13 protein-coding genes are annotated in these 13,449 nt (G+C 30.0%); 9 read left to right on the plus strand and 4 right to left on the minus strand.

Annotation, left to right across the window (positions count from 1 at the left end; all coding sequences use genetic code 11):
* Positions 1–256: 256 nt before the first annotated feature.
* The 3 genes from B4J88_RS07585 to B4J88_RS07595 all read left to right on the plus strand — a co-directional run bounded on the left by B4J88_RS07585 (position 257) and on the right by B4J88_RS07595 (position 3,385).
* Positions 257–1,135, plus strand: a complete 879-nt coding sequence (locus B4J88_RS07585; protein WP_291067111.1) for an IS982 family transposase — start codon at positions 257–259, stop codon at positions 1,133–1,135.
* 195 nt (positions 1,136–1,330) lie between these two features.
* Positions 1,331–3,013, plus strand: coding sequence for an RluA family pseudouridine synthase (locus tag B4J88_RS07590; protein ID WP_291067113.1), 1,683 nt, complete (start codon positions 1,331–1,333; stop codon positions 3,011–3,013).
* Positions 3,014–3,034: 21 nt separating this feature from the next.
* Entirely contained in the window at positions 3,035–3,385 is a 351-nt protein-coding gene (locus B4J88_RS07595) for a hypothetical protein (protein ID WP_219035247.1), read from the plus strand.
* A gap of 65 nt (positions 3,386–3,450) precedes the next feature.
* On the opposite strand, the gene rimO is transcribed toward B4J88_RS07595, so the two are convergent.
* The 4 genes from rimO to B4J88_RS07615 form a co-directional block, all read right to left on the minus strand.
* Entirely contained in the window at positions 3,451–4,755 is a 1,305-nt protein-coding gene (gene rimO / locus B4J88_RS07600; RefSeq protein ID WP_291067115.1) for a 30S ribosomal protein S12 methylthiotransferase RimO, read from the minus strand.
* Between the two features lie 357 nt (positions 4,756–5,112).
* Positions 5,113–6,150 carry a glycosyltransferase gene (locus B4J88_RS07605; RefSeq protein ID WP_291067117.1) on the minus strand — a complete coding sequence of 346 codons (1,038 nt, stop codon included), beginning with the start codon at positions 6,148–6,150 and terminating at the stop codon, positions 5,113–5,115.
* Positions 6,151–6,156: 6 nt separating this feature from the next.
* Complete coding sequence (locus tag B4J88_RS07610; RefSeq protein WP_180904557.1) at positions 6,157–6,591, minus strand: DUF2750 domain-containing protein; 435 nt, start codon at positions 6,589–6,591, stop codon at positions 6,157–6,159.
* 5 nt (positions 6,592–6,596) lie between these two features.
* The gene (locus tag B4J88_RS07615) at positions 6,597–7,754 is read right to left on the minus strand and encodes a THUMP domain-containing class I SAM-dependent RNA methyltransferase (RefSeq protein ID WP_260391955.1); all 1,158 of its coding nucleotides are present in this window, start codon (positions 7,752–7,754) and stop codon (positions 6,597–6,599) included.
* Between the two features lie 98 nt (positions 7,755–7,852).
* Here B4J88_RS07615 and B4J88_RS07620 point away from each other — a divergent pair, with 98 nt between their 5' ends.
* The 6 genes from B4J88_RS07620 to B4J88_RS07645 all read left to right on the plus strand — a co-directional run bounded on the left by B4J88_RS07620 (position 7,853) and on the right by B4J88_RS07645 (position 13,404).
* The gene (locus tag B4J88_RS07620) at positions 7,853–8,326 is read left to right on the plus strand and encodes a DUF4265 domain-containing protein (protein ID WP_038331503.1); all 474 of its coding nucleotides are present in this window, start codon (positions 7,853–7,855) and stop codon (positions 8,324–8,326) included.
* Positions 8,327–8,424: 98 nt separating this feature from the next.
* Positions 8,425–10,206, plus strand: coding sequence for an aminopeptidase P family protein (locus B4J88_RS07625; RefSeq protein WP_291067119.1), 1,782 nt, complete (start codon positions 8,425–8,427; stop codon positions 10,204–10,206).
* Positions 10,207–10,373: 167 nt separating this feature from the next.
* On the plus strand, positions 10,374–10,754 hold the full coding sequence (locus tag B4J88_RS07630; protein WP_291067121.1) for a Fur family transcriptional regulator: 381 nt from the start codon (positions 10,374–10,376) through the stop codon (positions 10,752–10,754).
* Positions 10,755–10,759: 5 nt separating this feature from the next.
* Positions 10,760–11,488 (plus strand): class I SAM-dependent methyltransferase, encoded by a 729-nt coding sequence (locus B4J88_RS07635; RefSeq protein ID WP_291067123.1) that lies wholly within the window; start codon positions 10,760–10,762, stop codon positions 11,486–11,488.
* Positions 11,485–12,192: a ZIP family metal transporter gene (locus B4J88_RS07640; RefSeq protein WP_221855878.1), complete on the plus strand. Its 708-nt coding sequence runs from the start codon at positions 11,485–11,487 to the stop codon at positions 12,190–12,192. The genes B4J88_RS07635 and B4J88_RS07640 overlap by 4 nt, the downstream gene beginning before the upstream one ends.
* Before the next feature lie 75 nt (positions 12,193–12,267).
* Positions 12,268–13,404 carry a DUF6438 domain-containing protein gene (locus tag B4J88_RS07645; RefSeq protein ID WP_291067125.1) on the plus strand — a complete coding sequence of 379 codons (1,137 nt, stop codon included), beginning with the start codon at positions 12,268–12,270 and terminating at the stop codon, positions 13,402–13,404.
* Positions 13,405–13,449 lie beyond the last annotated feature (45 nt).

The following is a 13,449-nucleotide window of genomic DNA, read 5'->3' on the forward strand; positions in this document are numbered from 1 at the left end:
GTTCAGTTAATGCTTAAGCAAGTAAAATGTTTCTCATAAATTTCTTATTAACCAATGTTTATAAAGTTGTAGAAAATAAAAAAATACAACACCCTAAAATAAAAAAAATAATGCCTTTTCTTTAATGTTACAAAATAAATAGCTGTAGTTTATCAAAATACTAATTATATACCCGTTGTGCATTTTGATTACTAAATAATAAAGTTGTTCATGTGATTGAAAATCAGTAAATTGCATTAACTACAAAACATATACAATGAACAACTTACTTGCAAATTACGAAAGAATATTGGAAGTTCTACGAAAAATATCAACAGATACACTTTTAATTTATCAACGTAGAAGACCTAAACTTTTTGATTTAGAACTCATCAGTCTTGTCTTAACCGCTGAATTTATGGGTATTGATAGTGAAAATCATTTATTTCGAAATCTTCCTAATGCGTTAAGTTGTAAAATTGAGCGTAGTATTTACAATCGTAGAAAACGTAGATTATCAAAGCAAATTAATAGTATTCGTCTCAAATTAGCGAAAGAATTTAATGAATTTGAAAATTGTTTCATAGTTGATAGTATGCCGTTGGAGGTGTGTAAAATAGCAAGAATTAATCGCTCGAAAATTTGCAAAGAACATCAGTATAGTGCACCAAATAGAGGTTTTTGTGCTTCTCAGCAAATGTCTTTTTATGGCTATAAACTTCATGCTATTTGTTCTTTAAATGGTGTTTTCCAGAGTATTGATATCAGTCCCGCATCTGTTCATGACATTCATTTTTTGAAAGATGTTAAAACTCAAATGTATGATTGTGTGCTACTTGGAGACAAAGGATATTTGTCACAAACAATTCAAATTGACTTATTTAATGAAGCTAATATTCGATTAGAAACACCGAAAAGATCCAATCAAAAAGAGTATAAACCTCAGTTTTATCCATTCAAAAAGTATCGAAAAAGAATTGAAACGTTATTTTCTCAACTATGTGATCAGTTTATGATTAGACGAAATTATGCAAAGACTTTTGAAGGATTTAAAACCAGAATTCTAGCTAAAATTACTGCACTTACTGTGGTTCAGTACATTAATAAAACATACTTTAATCGAAATATTAATAATCTAAAAACTCAAATTATTTAATATGCACAACGGGTTAACTATAATAAATTATTTTACACTAAAAGTCCAGAGAGTAAAAATCGTTATGAATTTCAAAATGAATATAAAATATCTAAAAAATTGAAAGATAATTGGTATTTATTGGAACGAATTGAGTAATACAATTTCAAAATTTATTGCTTAAACTGTATCTTTGCATCGATTTTAAAGAAGCAAATGTCCAATTATTTTCAATATTTTAAACATCCAATTACTACGTACGAACTTCCCAAAAAGTTTGATTATCCATTTTATTATGAACCTACTGAAATTGCGAAGCAAGCATGTAGAGAGCTACAAGAATACTTGGAAAATCAAACCGATTTTGAACATAATTTTGGTTTAGAAAATGACCAATCTTCCACTCCAATTGGTAAAATGTTTGGTGTTTTAGTTGTTCGAAATCAAAAGAATGAAGTAGGATATTTAGCGGCAGTTTCAGGTAAATTGGCTAATACTAATCAACACAAATTTTTTGTTCCACCTATTTTTGATATGTTGAATAAAAATGGTTTTTTCTTAGAACAAGAAGAACGTTTGAATGAAATCAATCGTATTTTAGAATCATTAGAAAATGATCAAAACTATTTACAAGTTAAAGAAGATTTTATTCAATTTGAAATCAATTCTAAGTTAAAAATTGAAGAAGGAAAACAACTATTAAAATTAAATAAAAAAGACCGAAAATCCCAACGAGAAACAATTTCTCCAACTTTATCTCAAGAAGAAATTCAATTTTTTGAAGAAGATTTAGTCAAACAAAGTTTACGTGATAAATATGAATTTAGAATTCTAAATGAAAAACTTGATTCTGAAAAACAGATTTTATTAAGCAAAATAAATGTTTTTGAGAATGAAATCAATTCATTAAAAGAAGAACGAAAAATAAAATCTAATTTACTTCAAAATCAATTGTTTAATCAATATCAATTCTTGAATAAGTTTAAGCAAGAAAAAGGATTATTAGAAATTTTTTCAACAACTGTATTTCAACAACCTCCAGCTGCTGCTGGTGAATGTGCTGCACCCAAATTATTGCAATATGCGTTTCAAAATGATTTAGAACCAATTTGTATGGCTGAGTTTTGGTGGGGAGATTCGCCAAAATCTGAGGTTAGAAAACATGGTCAATTTTATCCAGCTTGTACAGGAAAATGTGAGCCTATTTTAGGACATATGTTGCAAGGAATTGAACTGAATGAAAACTTATTGTTGAAGCAAAATTCAACTGTTGAAGAGTTAGAAATTTTATATCAAGATAATGATTTGGTTGTCATCAATAAACCAGAAGAGTTTCTTTCTGTTCCTGGAATTGAGATTAAAGATTCGGTTTATCTTAGAATTAAACATCAATTTCCATTGGCAACAGGTCCAATTATTGTTCATCGTTTGGATATGTCAACTTCTGGAATTCTTGTTTTGGCGTTAAATAAAGAAAGTCATAAACTTCTTCAACAACAATTCATTAAACGTAAAGTTCAGAAACGCTACATTGCACTTTTAGATGGAAATATTGAGCGCGATAATGGTTTTATAGATTTACCTTTACGTGTGGATTTGGACGATAGACCGAGACAAATGGTTTGTTATGAACATGGAAAAACGGCGCAGACAAAGTATGAAGTCATTGCAAGAAAAGACAATAAAACGCTTGTCTATTTTTATCCAATTACCGGTCGTACACATCAGTTGCGCATGCATGCTTCGCATCGTTTGGGACTAAATGCACCAATTATTGGTGATGATTTATATGGTACGAAAACAAATCGTTTGCATTTACATGCCGAATCCTTAGAATTTACGCATCCGAAGACGAAAGAATTGATGAAATTTCAAGTAGATCCAAATTTTAATCTCTAATTTTGCGAAAGAATACAAAGAATGGAAAATAAAGATTTGACAATACGAGAAGTAATTTATCGCGATATGGATACGTTGATTATGGCAAAATTGAAAAACGGATCTAATATTTCGATAGATGATTTGATCGATATTTCTTCTTATTTAGCTGCAAGTTTGTTCCGTGAACGTTGGAAACAAAAAGGTGAGTTGAGCGAAGAAGAAGTGAATATCGTTTTAGGAAATTTAGGTGATTTTTGCAATGAACATTTTGGTGAATATTTTACGCAACAAGATTTTGATAAAATTGTAAAAATCTCCCAATTATTGTTACAAAAACCTACGTTTGATAACGATTCGAAAGAATTTTTTGATGAAATATTGAAAAAATAAAGAAAAAAATTAAGCATAAAAAAACCACTTCATTTGAAGTGGTTTTTTGTTATATCTAAAATTGATTAATCAATTACTTTTCCAATTAAATCGAATTCGTAAGCTTCGATAATCTCTACATTTACAAAATCACCAACTGGTAAATAGGTATCAATTGCAGAAATCAAAACTTCATTATCAACATCTGGCGAATCATATTCTGTACGACCAATAAAATTCTCACCTTCTTTGCGATCAATCATTACTCTAAATTGTTTTCCAATTTTTTCTTGATTCAAATCGTACGAAATCTGAGATTGAATTTCCATAATCTCTTCAACACGTTGTTGTTTTACTTCTTCTGGGACATCATCTTCCAAATTATAAGCATGAGTATTTTCTTCGTGTGAATAAGTAAAACATCCAAGACGATCAAATTTTTGCTCTTGTACCCACGCTTTCATTTCTTGGAAATCTTCTTCGGTTTCACCTGGATAACCACAAATTAACGTCGTACGAATCGCCATATCAGGAACTTTTGTACGCATTGCATCTAACAAAGCATTTGTTTTTTCGTGTGTTGTTCCACGACGCATTGATTTTAATAATTTTGTTGAAATATGTTGTAACGGAATATCAATATAATTACAAACTTTAGGTTCTTCGCGAATTACATCCAAAACATCTTCTGGGAAACCAGCTGGAAATGCGTAATGCAAACGAATCCATTCGATTCCTTCAATTTTCACTAACTCTTTTAATAAAGTCGCTAATTCACGTTTTTTATAAATATCTAATCCATAATACGTTAAATCTTGCGCAATCAAAATTAATTCTTTCGTTCCATTTTTCGCCAATTTAGTAGCTTCTGTAACTAAATCTTCGATTGGACGAGAAACATTTCCTCCACGCATCAAAGGAATTGCACAGAAAGAACAAGGGCGATCACAACCTTCTGCAATTTTAAGATAAGCATAATGACGAGGAGTTGTTGTTAAACGTTCTCCAACTAATTCGTGCTTGTAATCTGCTCCTAAAGCTTTTAACAATAATGGTAACTCGCGCGTACCAAAATATTGATCAACATTTGGAATTTGTTCAACTAAATCTGGTTTATATCGCTCTGACAAACATCCTGTCACGAAAACTTTTTCTACCAAACCATCTTCCTTACGTTGCACATAATCTAAAATTGTATCAACACTTTCTTCCTTTGCATTATCAATGAAACCACAAGTATTAATCACTACAATTTCCCCAGATTGTTCATGTACAACCTCTTTCCCATTGGCTTTTAGCTGTCCCATTAACACCTCAGAATCGTATACATTTTTAGAACATCCTAACGTAATTACATTAATTTTCTTTTTTCCAGTCGATTTTGTACGCATTACTCTAATTTAAGTCTGCAAAATTACGAAATATTTGAGAGAACTAATCGAAAAGATTGAATGGAACTAGTATAAATAGCTAAAATAAAATTTTTTAAACCTAAATGGATTTAAATAGAATAGATTTCTATACAACTAACTATTTAAGAAAATTAATCAATTATTACGATATTTTATTGAAAACTCATTTAATAAACCTATTTTAACTAATTGATTAACAAAATACAATAGAGTATTTATGATTTAATCTCAACAATAAATGTTAAATTTGAGTTTATTAGTATTTTAAGTTAGATTTCAAAGCAATGCTTTGAAATTAAGAAGGTCAAGATTTCTCTTGACCTTTATTTTTTATATTTAATCGATATGATAATGACTCGGAAAAACTTTTTTAGGATTCTGTTTGAGAATATTCAACCTGAATTGACTTTCTAAAAATCCATAACCATAATTGAAAAATTGAATTAAAGTTGTTTGAATCGACAATAAACCAACTACCGCTGATTTAAAACGAATAGTTGAGAAAATAAAAATCAAAAACATGTAAATTAACCACAAAACAAATGGGGTTTGTAGGATAAATTGATGTTTTGGAAGAATAAAACTCAACAATAAAAATAAAAATGCAACTAAAGTTCCGACAAAAAATAAACTCGGAAACCAAAAAGTTGGTTTGATATAATTTGGATGACGTTGATTTAGAATTGGGCGTGCAACTCCAAATTGATAAACTTGTTTCGCAAATTTCTTTAACGAAGTTCTACGTTTATGTATCACTTTCGAATCTTGAAATAATCGCGTTTCAAAACCATTTTCCCACAAACGCAGCGATAAATCTGGATCTTCTCCAACACGCAAATCAGCAAAACCACCCGTTTTTTCGTAGGCTTTTCGAGAAATTCCCATATTAAAACTACGCGGCTGAAATTTACCAATTTGCTTTTTTCCTCCTCTGATTCCTCCTGTTGTCAAAAAAGAAGTCATCGAAAAAGTAATCGCTTTCTGCAAATCTGTAAACGAATCATCTGCATCATCTGGACCACCAAAAGCATCAACAAAATTGTTTGTTAATTCTTTTTTAACCGATTCAATATAAGTCGAAGGAATAATCGTATCAGAATCTAAAAAAATGAAATAATTTCCATTCGCTTTTTCCATTCCAAAATTTCTCGATTTTCCTGGACCTGAATTTGTTTTGTAATAATAATGAAGATCTAATTGAGTTTCAAATTTAGCACAAACTGTAACCAATTTATTTTGAGAACCATCATCTACAATAATAATTTCGAATAACTTATCCGTTTGTTTCACTAAACTTGACAATAATTCTGTCAATTCATCTTGACGTTCGTAAACGGCAATAATTATCGAAAGTTGCAAATCTTCTTTTCCCAAAATATATTATTGATTGAATGATTCTTTCAACTCTAATGTCACTTTCTGAATTTCATCTAAACTCTTAAAATGATTCAATTTGAAAGTTGATTTTGATTGATTCAATTCATGAACAATTGCCAAAATAGTATCCAATGGACTTTGCTCCTCTCCTTTCGAAGTTTCGTCAAAATTAATTCCAACCAAAGAAACTTCTTCAATCATTCCGAACAACCATTCTTCTAAAAAAGTATTCAAATCTATCGAATCAATTTTATGATTTGCCCATTGATTTTGTTTCGCTTTTTCAGCTAAATCTGTATTCGACCAAAAACAAATAACCTCTAAATTAGAGCTATCTTCATACTCAAATTCCTCTGAATACGAAACAGCAAAACCTTCTTCCGAAGTTAAAAGATATACTTTTTGATCTTGACAAATTTCTTTTATAAATTGACTCACTTCTCTTAATTTTGATTTTTAGCTTTTTTACTTCCTTCGTACATTTCGTATTGTAAAAAGTCGCATTCTAACTTACCGTTAAACACTTTTACTTTTTTCGAAGGACGTAAACCGACATATTTTTTGGCTTGTAAATCTGATGTGATAAACCACGCCAATGTATTTGGATAACTCGATTTTAACGTGTCACCAATTTGTTTGTAAAATTCTTGATTATTATTTTCGATACGCTCATCATAAGGCGGATTGAACACCAATAAAACTGGGAACAATTCCTTTTTAGATGTAAAGAAATCTTGATTTCTAACTTCAATGAAATCTTCTAAATCAGCAGATTTTATATTCATCTGCGCGATTTTTACCATCATTGGAGAAATTTCGTAACCTACAATTTTATATTCTGATTCCTTGATTCGATTTAAACGCGTATTACGAATTTGTGTAAACAATGTTTCGTCATAATCTGGCCAATTCTGAAATGCAAAATGCTTACGATGAATTTGTGGCGGAATATTATTTGCAATCATCGCCGCTTCAATCAACATTGTTCCTGAACCACACATCGGATCAAGGTAATTTCCTTTTCCATCATAACCCGCTTGCAACAACAAACCTGCTGCTAAAACCTCGTTAATTGGAGCTGGACCAGTTTCTTCTCTATAACCACGTTTGTGCAACGATTCTCCAGAAGAATCTAACGACAACGTAATTTTATCGTGCGAAATATGTAAGTTAAAACGTACATCTGGAAAATCTTTATCGATACTTGGACGACGACCATTTTTTTCTTTGAATCGATCTACAATAGCATCTTTTACTTTAAGCGCTGCGTAATGCGAATGCGTAAAATAATCTGAGTGAATAGTTGGATCAATCATAAAAGTTTGATCAACATTCAGATAATTTTCCCAATGAAATTTCTTGAATTTCTCGTACAATTGATGATCATTTTTCGCAGAAAACGAAAGAATTGGCTTCTGTATACGAAGTGCTGTACGCAAGCTATAATTTGCTTTGTACATAAAACCTAAATCGCCATTAAATTCAACCATTCGGTTTTGAATTTTAACATCTGCCGCACCCAACGCTTTTAATTCTTGCGCTAATATTTCTTCGAAACCAAAAAAGGTTTTCGCAATCATTCTGAAATTTTCCAAGGAAATAAAATTTTTACAAAAGTACGGGAAATAAAGGAAATTGAGAAAGGAATAATTGTTTTTCGAAATTCTAAACTAATTTATATCTTAACAAAAAATATTTCATGGATCAAGAAACTAAATATGAAAAAATATTGGTTCGATATTATAGTAAGGTTTTAGAAGAAGAAATAGTTGAAACACTTTGGACAGAAACCATAGACAAAGAAAAAGGATTATATAAAATTGAAAATATTCCGTTCTATGGTCCATGTTTTTCAAGTGACGATATAGTATTTGCTGAATATGATAACGATGAAGAATGTTTGACTTTTAGAAAAGTAATTGAATTTTCTGGAAATTCGACAGTTCAAGTTATAATAATGAATGATGAAATTAATAGAGATGATATTAGAAATATTTTCAAGAATTTGAATTGTGAAAGTGAAGCGCTGAATGAAAAATACTTTGTTCTAGAAATTCCTTTAAAAATAAATTATAAATCTGTTTTTGATAAATTAATCGAATTACAAGAAAATGAATTTATTGCTTTTGCAGAACCTGTTTTATCAGAAAAACATCGTGATGAAACCAGATAATAATCTTAATAATATTTTTTAATTTCTATATTTTCCTTCATCGACATTCTTCGTACCTTTCGGCTATTAAAGTTTAATTTTTTAGAATTCGATATAAAATGGAAAAAATCACAGATCGTCTTTCAGCTTTGAGAGAGGTTATGAAACAAAATGGAGTTAGCGCAACAATTATTCCTGGAACAGATCCGCACGGAAGCGAATATTTACCAAATCGTTGGAAAGAGCGTACATGGATTTCAGGTTTCAATGGATCGGCTGGAACTGCAGTTGTTACATTAGAAAAAGCGGCTGTTTGGACGGATTCGAGATATTTTATTCAGGCAGAAGATCAATTAAAAGACACGACTTTTGAGTTGATGAAAATGAGAATGCCAGAAACTCCTTCTATCAACGAATGGATTATTTCTCAATTAAAAGAAGGAGAAGTTGTAGGACTTAATCCTCAAATGTTTGCACACAATGCTTTTGCAGAAAATTTTAATGAGTTTTCATTCAATCAACTTTCAGTTAAAAATATTGATTTAATTGATTTAGCTTGGCAAGATCGTCCTGCTTTACCAGAAAATCCGTTCTATATTTATGATGTAAAATTTGCTGGAAAATCTGCTTCAGAAAAAATTTCGGAAGTACGCAATGAGATGAAAAAAGCGAATACAAATGTCTACATTATGAATTCGTTGGACGAAATTGCATGGTTGTTTAACATTCGTGGAAATGATGTTAACTATAATCCATTGACAATTTCGTATGCTGCTGTAGATACAGAAAATGCGTATTTATTTATAGATGAAGCGAAAGTAACTCCAGAAACAAAAACTGCTTTAGCAAATGAAGGAATTACAATTCAACCTTATTTAACGATTTATGATTATTTAAAGAAACAAAACGAAAAATCGCATGTATTGGTAGATGGAAATCGAATTAATCAATCGTTATACGAAGCAATTTCTACTTCTTCAACTATTAATTTAGCTGCTTCTCCAGTAACAAACTTAAAATCGGTTAAAAATGAAATCGAGCAAGAAGGTTTCAGAAATGCTATGGTAAAAGATGGCGTTGCATTGACTAAATTTTTCATCTGGTTAGAAGAAAATATCGACAATAATATTAATGAAGTTACAGTTGATGAGCAATTGAAATTTTTCCGTTTGCAACAGGAAAATTGTAAAGGTGCAAGTTTCGGAACAATCTGTGGTTACGCAGACCACGGCGCAATGAACCACTACTCTGCTTCACCTGAAACTGCTTATACATTAGGATGTAAAGAAATGTTGTTAATCGATTCTGGAGCTCAATTTTTGGAAGGAACAACAGACATTACACGCACATTGATGTTAGGAGAACCAACGGCGCAACAAAAAACAGATTATACCTTAGTTCTTAAAGGAAATATTGGTTTATCGGAAGCTATTTTTCCTGTTAATTCTCGTGGTTCTTTGTTAGATGTTTTGTCGCGTAAAGCGCTTTGGGAAAACGGTTTCAATTATGGGCACGGAACTGGACACGGAGTTGGTCATTTCTTATGTGTACACGAAGGGCCACAAAGTATTCGTTTAGAAGAGAATTTAACTCCACTAAAAGCTGGAATGGTGCTTTCTAACGAACCTGGTTTGTATCGCGATGGTGAATACGGAATCAGAATCGAGAATCTAATGATTGTTCAACCAGCGATGTCTACTCAATTTGGTGATTTCTTGAAATTCGAAATTATTACAGTTTTCCCAATTGAGAAAAATTTGATTGATGTTAATTTAATGACAAACGAAGAAATTACATGGTTAAATAACTATCATCAATTTGTTTTCGAGAAAATTTCTCCATTCTTAGACGAAAAAGAAACAGCTTGGTTGAAAGAAAAGTGCGAAGCTATTTCTAAATAAATCAATTTAATTTTAACAAAAATTCATTCTGAACTTGTTTCAGAATTAGAAATAAAAATATAGAAGCTGAAATAAATTTATCTTTACAAAAAAATCCTATTCACTTTCGAATAGGATTTTTTATTTCCCATAAAATTTGTATTATTGCAACATATTTGCATTAAGAAATGAAAAGACGAAATACACCAACCAAACAAGCGGTTATAGATTTGTTCAATTCGTGTACGACTGCATTAAATCAGGAACAAATTGAGACACAATTGCAAGGAAAAATGGACAGAGCAACGATTTATCGTATTCTGAATAATTTTTGCGAAGACGGAATGATGCATAAAGTTGTGGGAGATGACGGCGTAAATTATTTTGCAATGTGCAAGACATGTTGTGAGCATGCAGAGCATCATCACGATCATTTTCATTTTCGTTGCACGACTTGCAATCAACTTATTTGCTTAAAAGAAGAAATAAAAATTAGTTTACCCGAAGGATTTTCGATGCAAGATTGCAATTGCGTCATCACAGGAACTTGCCCAAATTGCCAAAAATAACAACAATGGATTTACAATGGTTTGTAAAATGGTTTAACTCGCCATATTATCATATTTTATACAAGAACAGGAGTCTTACAGAAGCGGAAGATTTTATTCAAAAAATCACGAAATATTTACAACTTCCACAGTACGCAAAAGTGTTAGATTTAGCTTGTGGAAAGGGACGACATGCTATTACATTAAATAAATTAGGTTTTGATGTTTTGGGAATCGATTTATCTGAAGAAAGTATCAAGTACGCTAAACAATTTGAAAATGAATATTTAAAATTTGAAAAACATGATATGCGCGAAGTTTATCATCCAAACGAATTTGACGCGGTTTTCAATCTTTTTACAAGTTTTGGTTATTTTGAAAATTATGAAGATAATTTTAAAGTTTTTGAAACTGTAAAACAACAAATAAAATCACATGGAATCTTTGTTTTAGATTATCTGAATGCAGAAAAAGTAGTTTCGACAATGATTCCTTATGAGGAAAAGCTGATTGATGGAATTTTATTCAAAATCACAAAATCTGTCGAAAATGGTTTTATCAAAAAAGAAATTGATTTCACAGATAAAGGCGAAATATTTCATTTTGAAGAGTTTGTTCGTTTAATTTATTTCAACGATTTCAAAAAAATATACGAAACGGAAGGTTTTATTTTAGATAAAGTATTTGGAAATTATAATCTTGATGCTTTTGATGAACAAACTTCTGACCGATTAATTCTAGTTTTAAACAAATGAAAGAAAGTTTAATCTTAATTTCAAGTGTGTTAATTGGAGTTTTATTTTCTCGAATATTACTCAAAAATAAACACAATTCAAAACTACTGCTAACCTTTAGTGGAGCATATTTCTTAGCGATGACCGTTTTAGAAATTTTACCGCAAGTCTATGGACATCCATCCGAAAATCATAGCCATCATTCTATTGGATTGTTTGTTTTATTAGGTGTTGTTGTGCAATATATTTTAGAAACGATCAGTAAAGGCGTTGAGCACGGACATATTCATTTGCACAAAAAAGAGCAATTTCCTTTTGGAATTTTTGGCGGATTATTTTTACACTCGATTATCGAAGGAATTCCTGTTGCAAATGCTGAATCTCACAATTTTATGTGGGCAATTTTTGTTCATAATATTCCAGTTTCGATGATTTTGTTTAGCGCATTATGTCAACATACAGAATCGAACGCAAAGCGTTTTTTGTTTATGACCTTGTTTGCTTTAGCTGCTCCAATGGGGTATTTCTTAGGAAAACATACCATTATTTCTAATTATTCTTTGGAAATGAGTGCAATTGTTTCGGGAATATTTTTACACATTTCTACAGTAATCTTATTTGAAAGTAATGAAGGACATAAATTTAATTTGAAGAAGTTTGGTTCTATTTTAGTCGGTTTTATTCTCGCTTATTTAACCGTTTCAATGCATGTACATTCTCATTAATATATAAAAGCAACTTATTAAAAGTTGCTTTTTTTATTTTTAATAATCACTATATTTATTTAAATAAAGTTTAAAATGAATAAATTAAGCCAATATATTCTACTATTAATAATTATCACAAGTTGTCACAATTCCTTTGATGGTAAAGCTAATAATGCTTTACAAGGAAATTGGATAAAAGAATATTATCCTGAAGAAACTATGATAGATGAAGATTTACCTCCTCCTGATTTTTTTTTCAAACCTAATGTTTTATACACTTTTCAAAATGATACATTGTTTGACGCTAATCAATTTCACAATTATAATAAAAAAACAAAAAAAAATAATTATTTAGGTTATAAGACAAAATTCATTATTAAAGATTCCATTATTTATTGGTACAATACACTAACAAAACAAGATATCGAGTATGGTGAAATAAAGAAATTTACAAATGATACTATTTACTTCGAAAACTTTATGCTTGTTAAAGAAAAAGCACAACAAGTTTATCAAAACAAATTTGATGCAATAATCGTTACAAGTAGTGGTTGTTATGGAACTTGTCCTATTTATAATTATCGAATAGAGGCTGATGGGACTTTTATATATGATGGTGAAAAATTTACAAATATAGAAGGTCTTTACAAAGGCAAAATTAATAAGGAATATTTTAATTACTTTAAAAAAATATTAAATCAGATTGATATTAAGAATTTACCAAATAAATATGAAAGGCTTGCAACAGATGGTAATTACGAAGAATTAGTCTTTGTAAAAGACGAAAAAGTAATCAAGAAAATTTCATTCTATTTAAATGATGGACCACCGAAAGTTAAACAATTATTAGATATTTTACGATTGATGGATTATTATTTGGAAGATAAAAAACCGTATCAATCTCAAAATTATTTTTCAATTCAAAACCCTCTTTATTTTTATAAAACAGAAAATGGAGAAGATTTTAGTAATTATCAGATGTTCTATTTATGGACAGAATTGATGAAACATCAAACAAATCCATTTAAATTTACATCTAAAACTATAAAAATAAACAATTTTAGACCTAATTATTATTGGGATTCTGAGCACAAATATTTTAACCCAAAAAGTTTAGAATCATTGCAAACGGATCATCAACGCTTTCAAATAAAGTTTAAAAATGAACCAATACAATATTATGATTTGGGTTATAATTTTTTAGAGAATAATAACTATTATACAAATTAAAAAAAAGTTCAAAATTTGAACTTTTTTAGGACTGTCTCTTAAAGT

Origin of the sequence: Empedobacter sp. UBA5036 (assembly GCF_002415215.1) — a bacterium.
Classification (GTDB): domain Bacteria; phylum Bacteroidota; class Bacteroidia; order Flavobacteriales; family Weeksellaceae; genus Empedobacter; species Empedobacter falsenii_B.

What these genes read in the sequence shown, in the direction of transcription:
- B4J88_RS07585 (WP_291067111.1), top strand. Translation starts at nt 257, where the DNA reads ATGAACAACTTACTTGCAAATTACGAAAGAATATTGGAAGTTCTACGA.
- B4J88_RS07590 (WP_291067113.1), top strand. Translation starts at nt 1,331, where the DNA reads ATGTCCAATTATTTTCAATATTTTAAACATCCAATTACTACGTACGAA.
- B4J88_RS07595 (WP_219035247.1), top strand. Translation starts at nt 3,035, where the DNA reads ATGGAAAATAAAGATTTGACAATACGAGAAGTAATTTATCGCGATATG.
- rimO (WP_291067115.1), bottom strand. Translation starts at nt 4,755, where the DNA reads ATGCGTACAAAATCGACTGGAAAAAAGAAAATTAATGTAATTACGTTA.
- B4J88_RS07620 (WP_038331503.1), top strand. Translation starts at nt 7,853, where the DNA reads ATGGATCAAGAAACTAAATATGAAAAAATATTGGTTCGATATTATAGT.
- B4J88_RS07625 (WP_291067119.1), top strand. Translation starts at nt 8,425, where the DNA reads ATGGAAAAAATCACAGATCGTCTTTCAGCTTTGAGAGAGGTTATGAAA.
- B4J88_RS07630 (WP_291067121.1), top strand. Translation starts at nt 10,374, where the DNA reads ATGAAAAGACGAAATACACCAACCAAACAAGCGGTTATAGATTTGTTC.
- B4J88_RS07635 (WP_291067123.1), top strand. Translation starts at nt 10,760, where the DNA reads ATGGATTTACAATGGTTTGTAAAATGGTTTAACTCGCCATATTATCAT.
- B4J88_RS07640 (WP_221855878.1), top strand. Translation starts at nt 11,485, where the DNA reads ATGAAAGAAAGTTTAATCTTAATTTCAAGTGTGTTAATTGGAGTTTTA.
- B4J88_RS07645 (WP_291067125.1), top strand. Translation starts at nt 12,268, where the DNA reads ATGAATAAATTAAGCCAATATATTCTACTATTAATAATTATCACAAGT.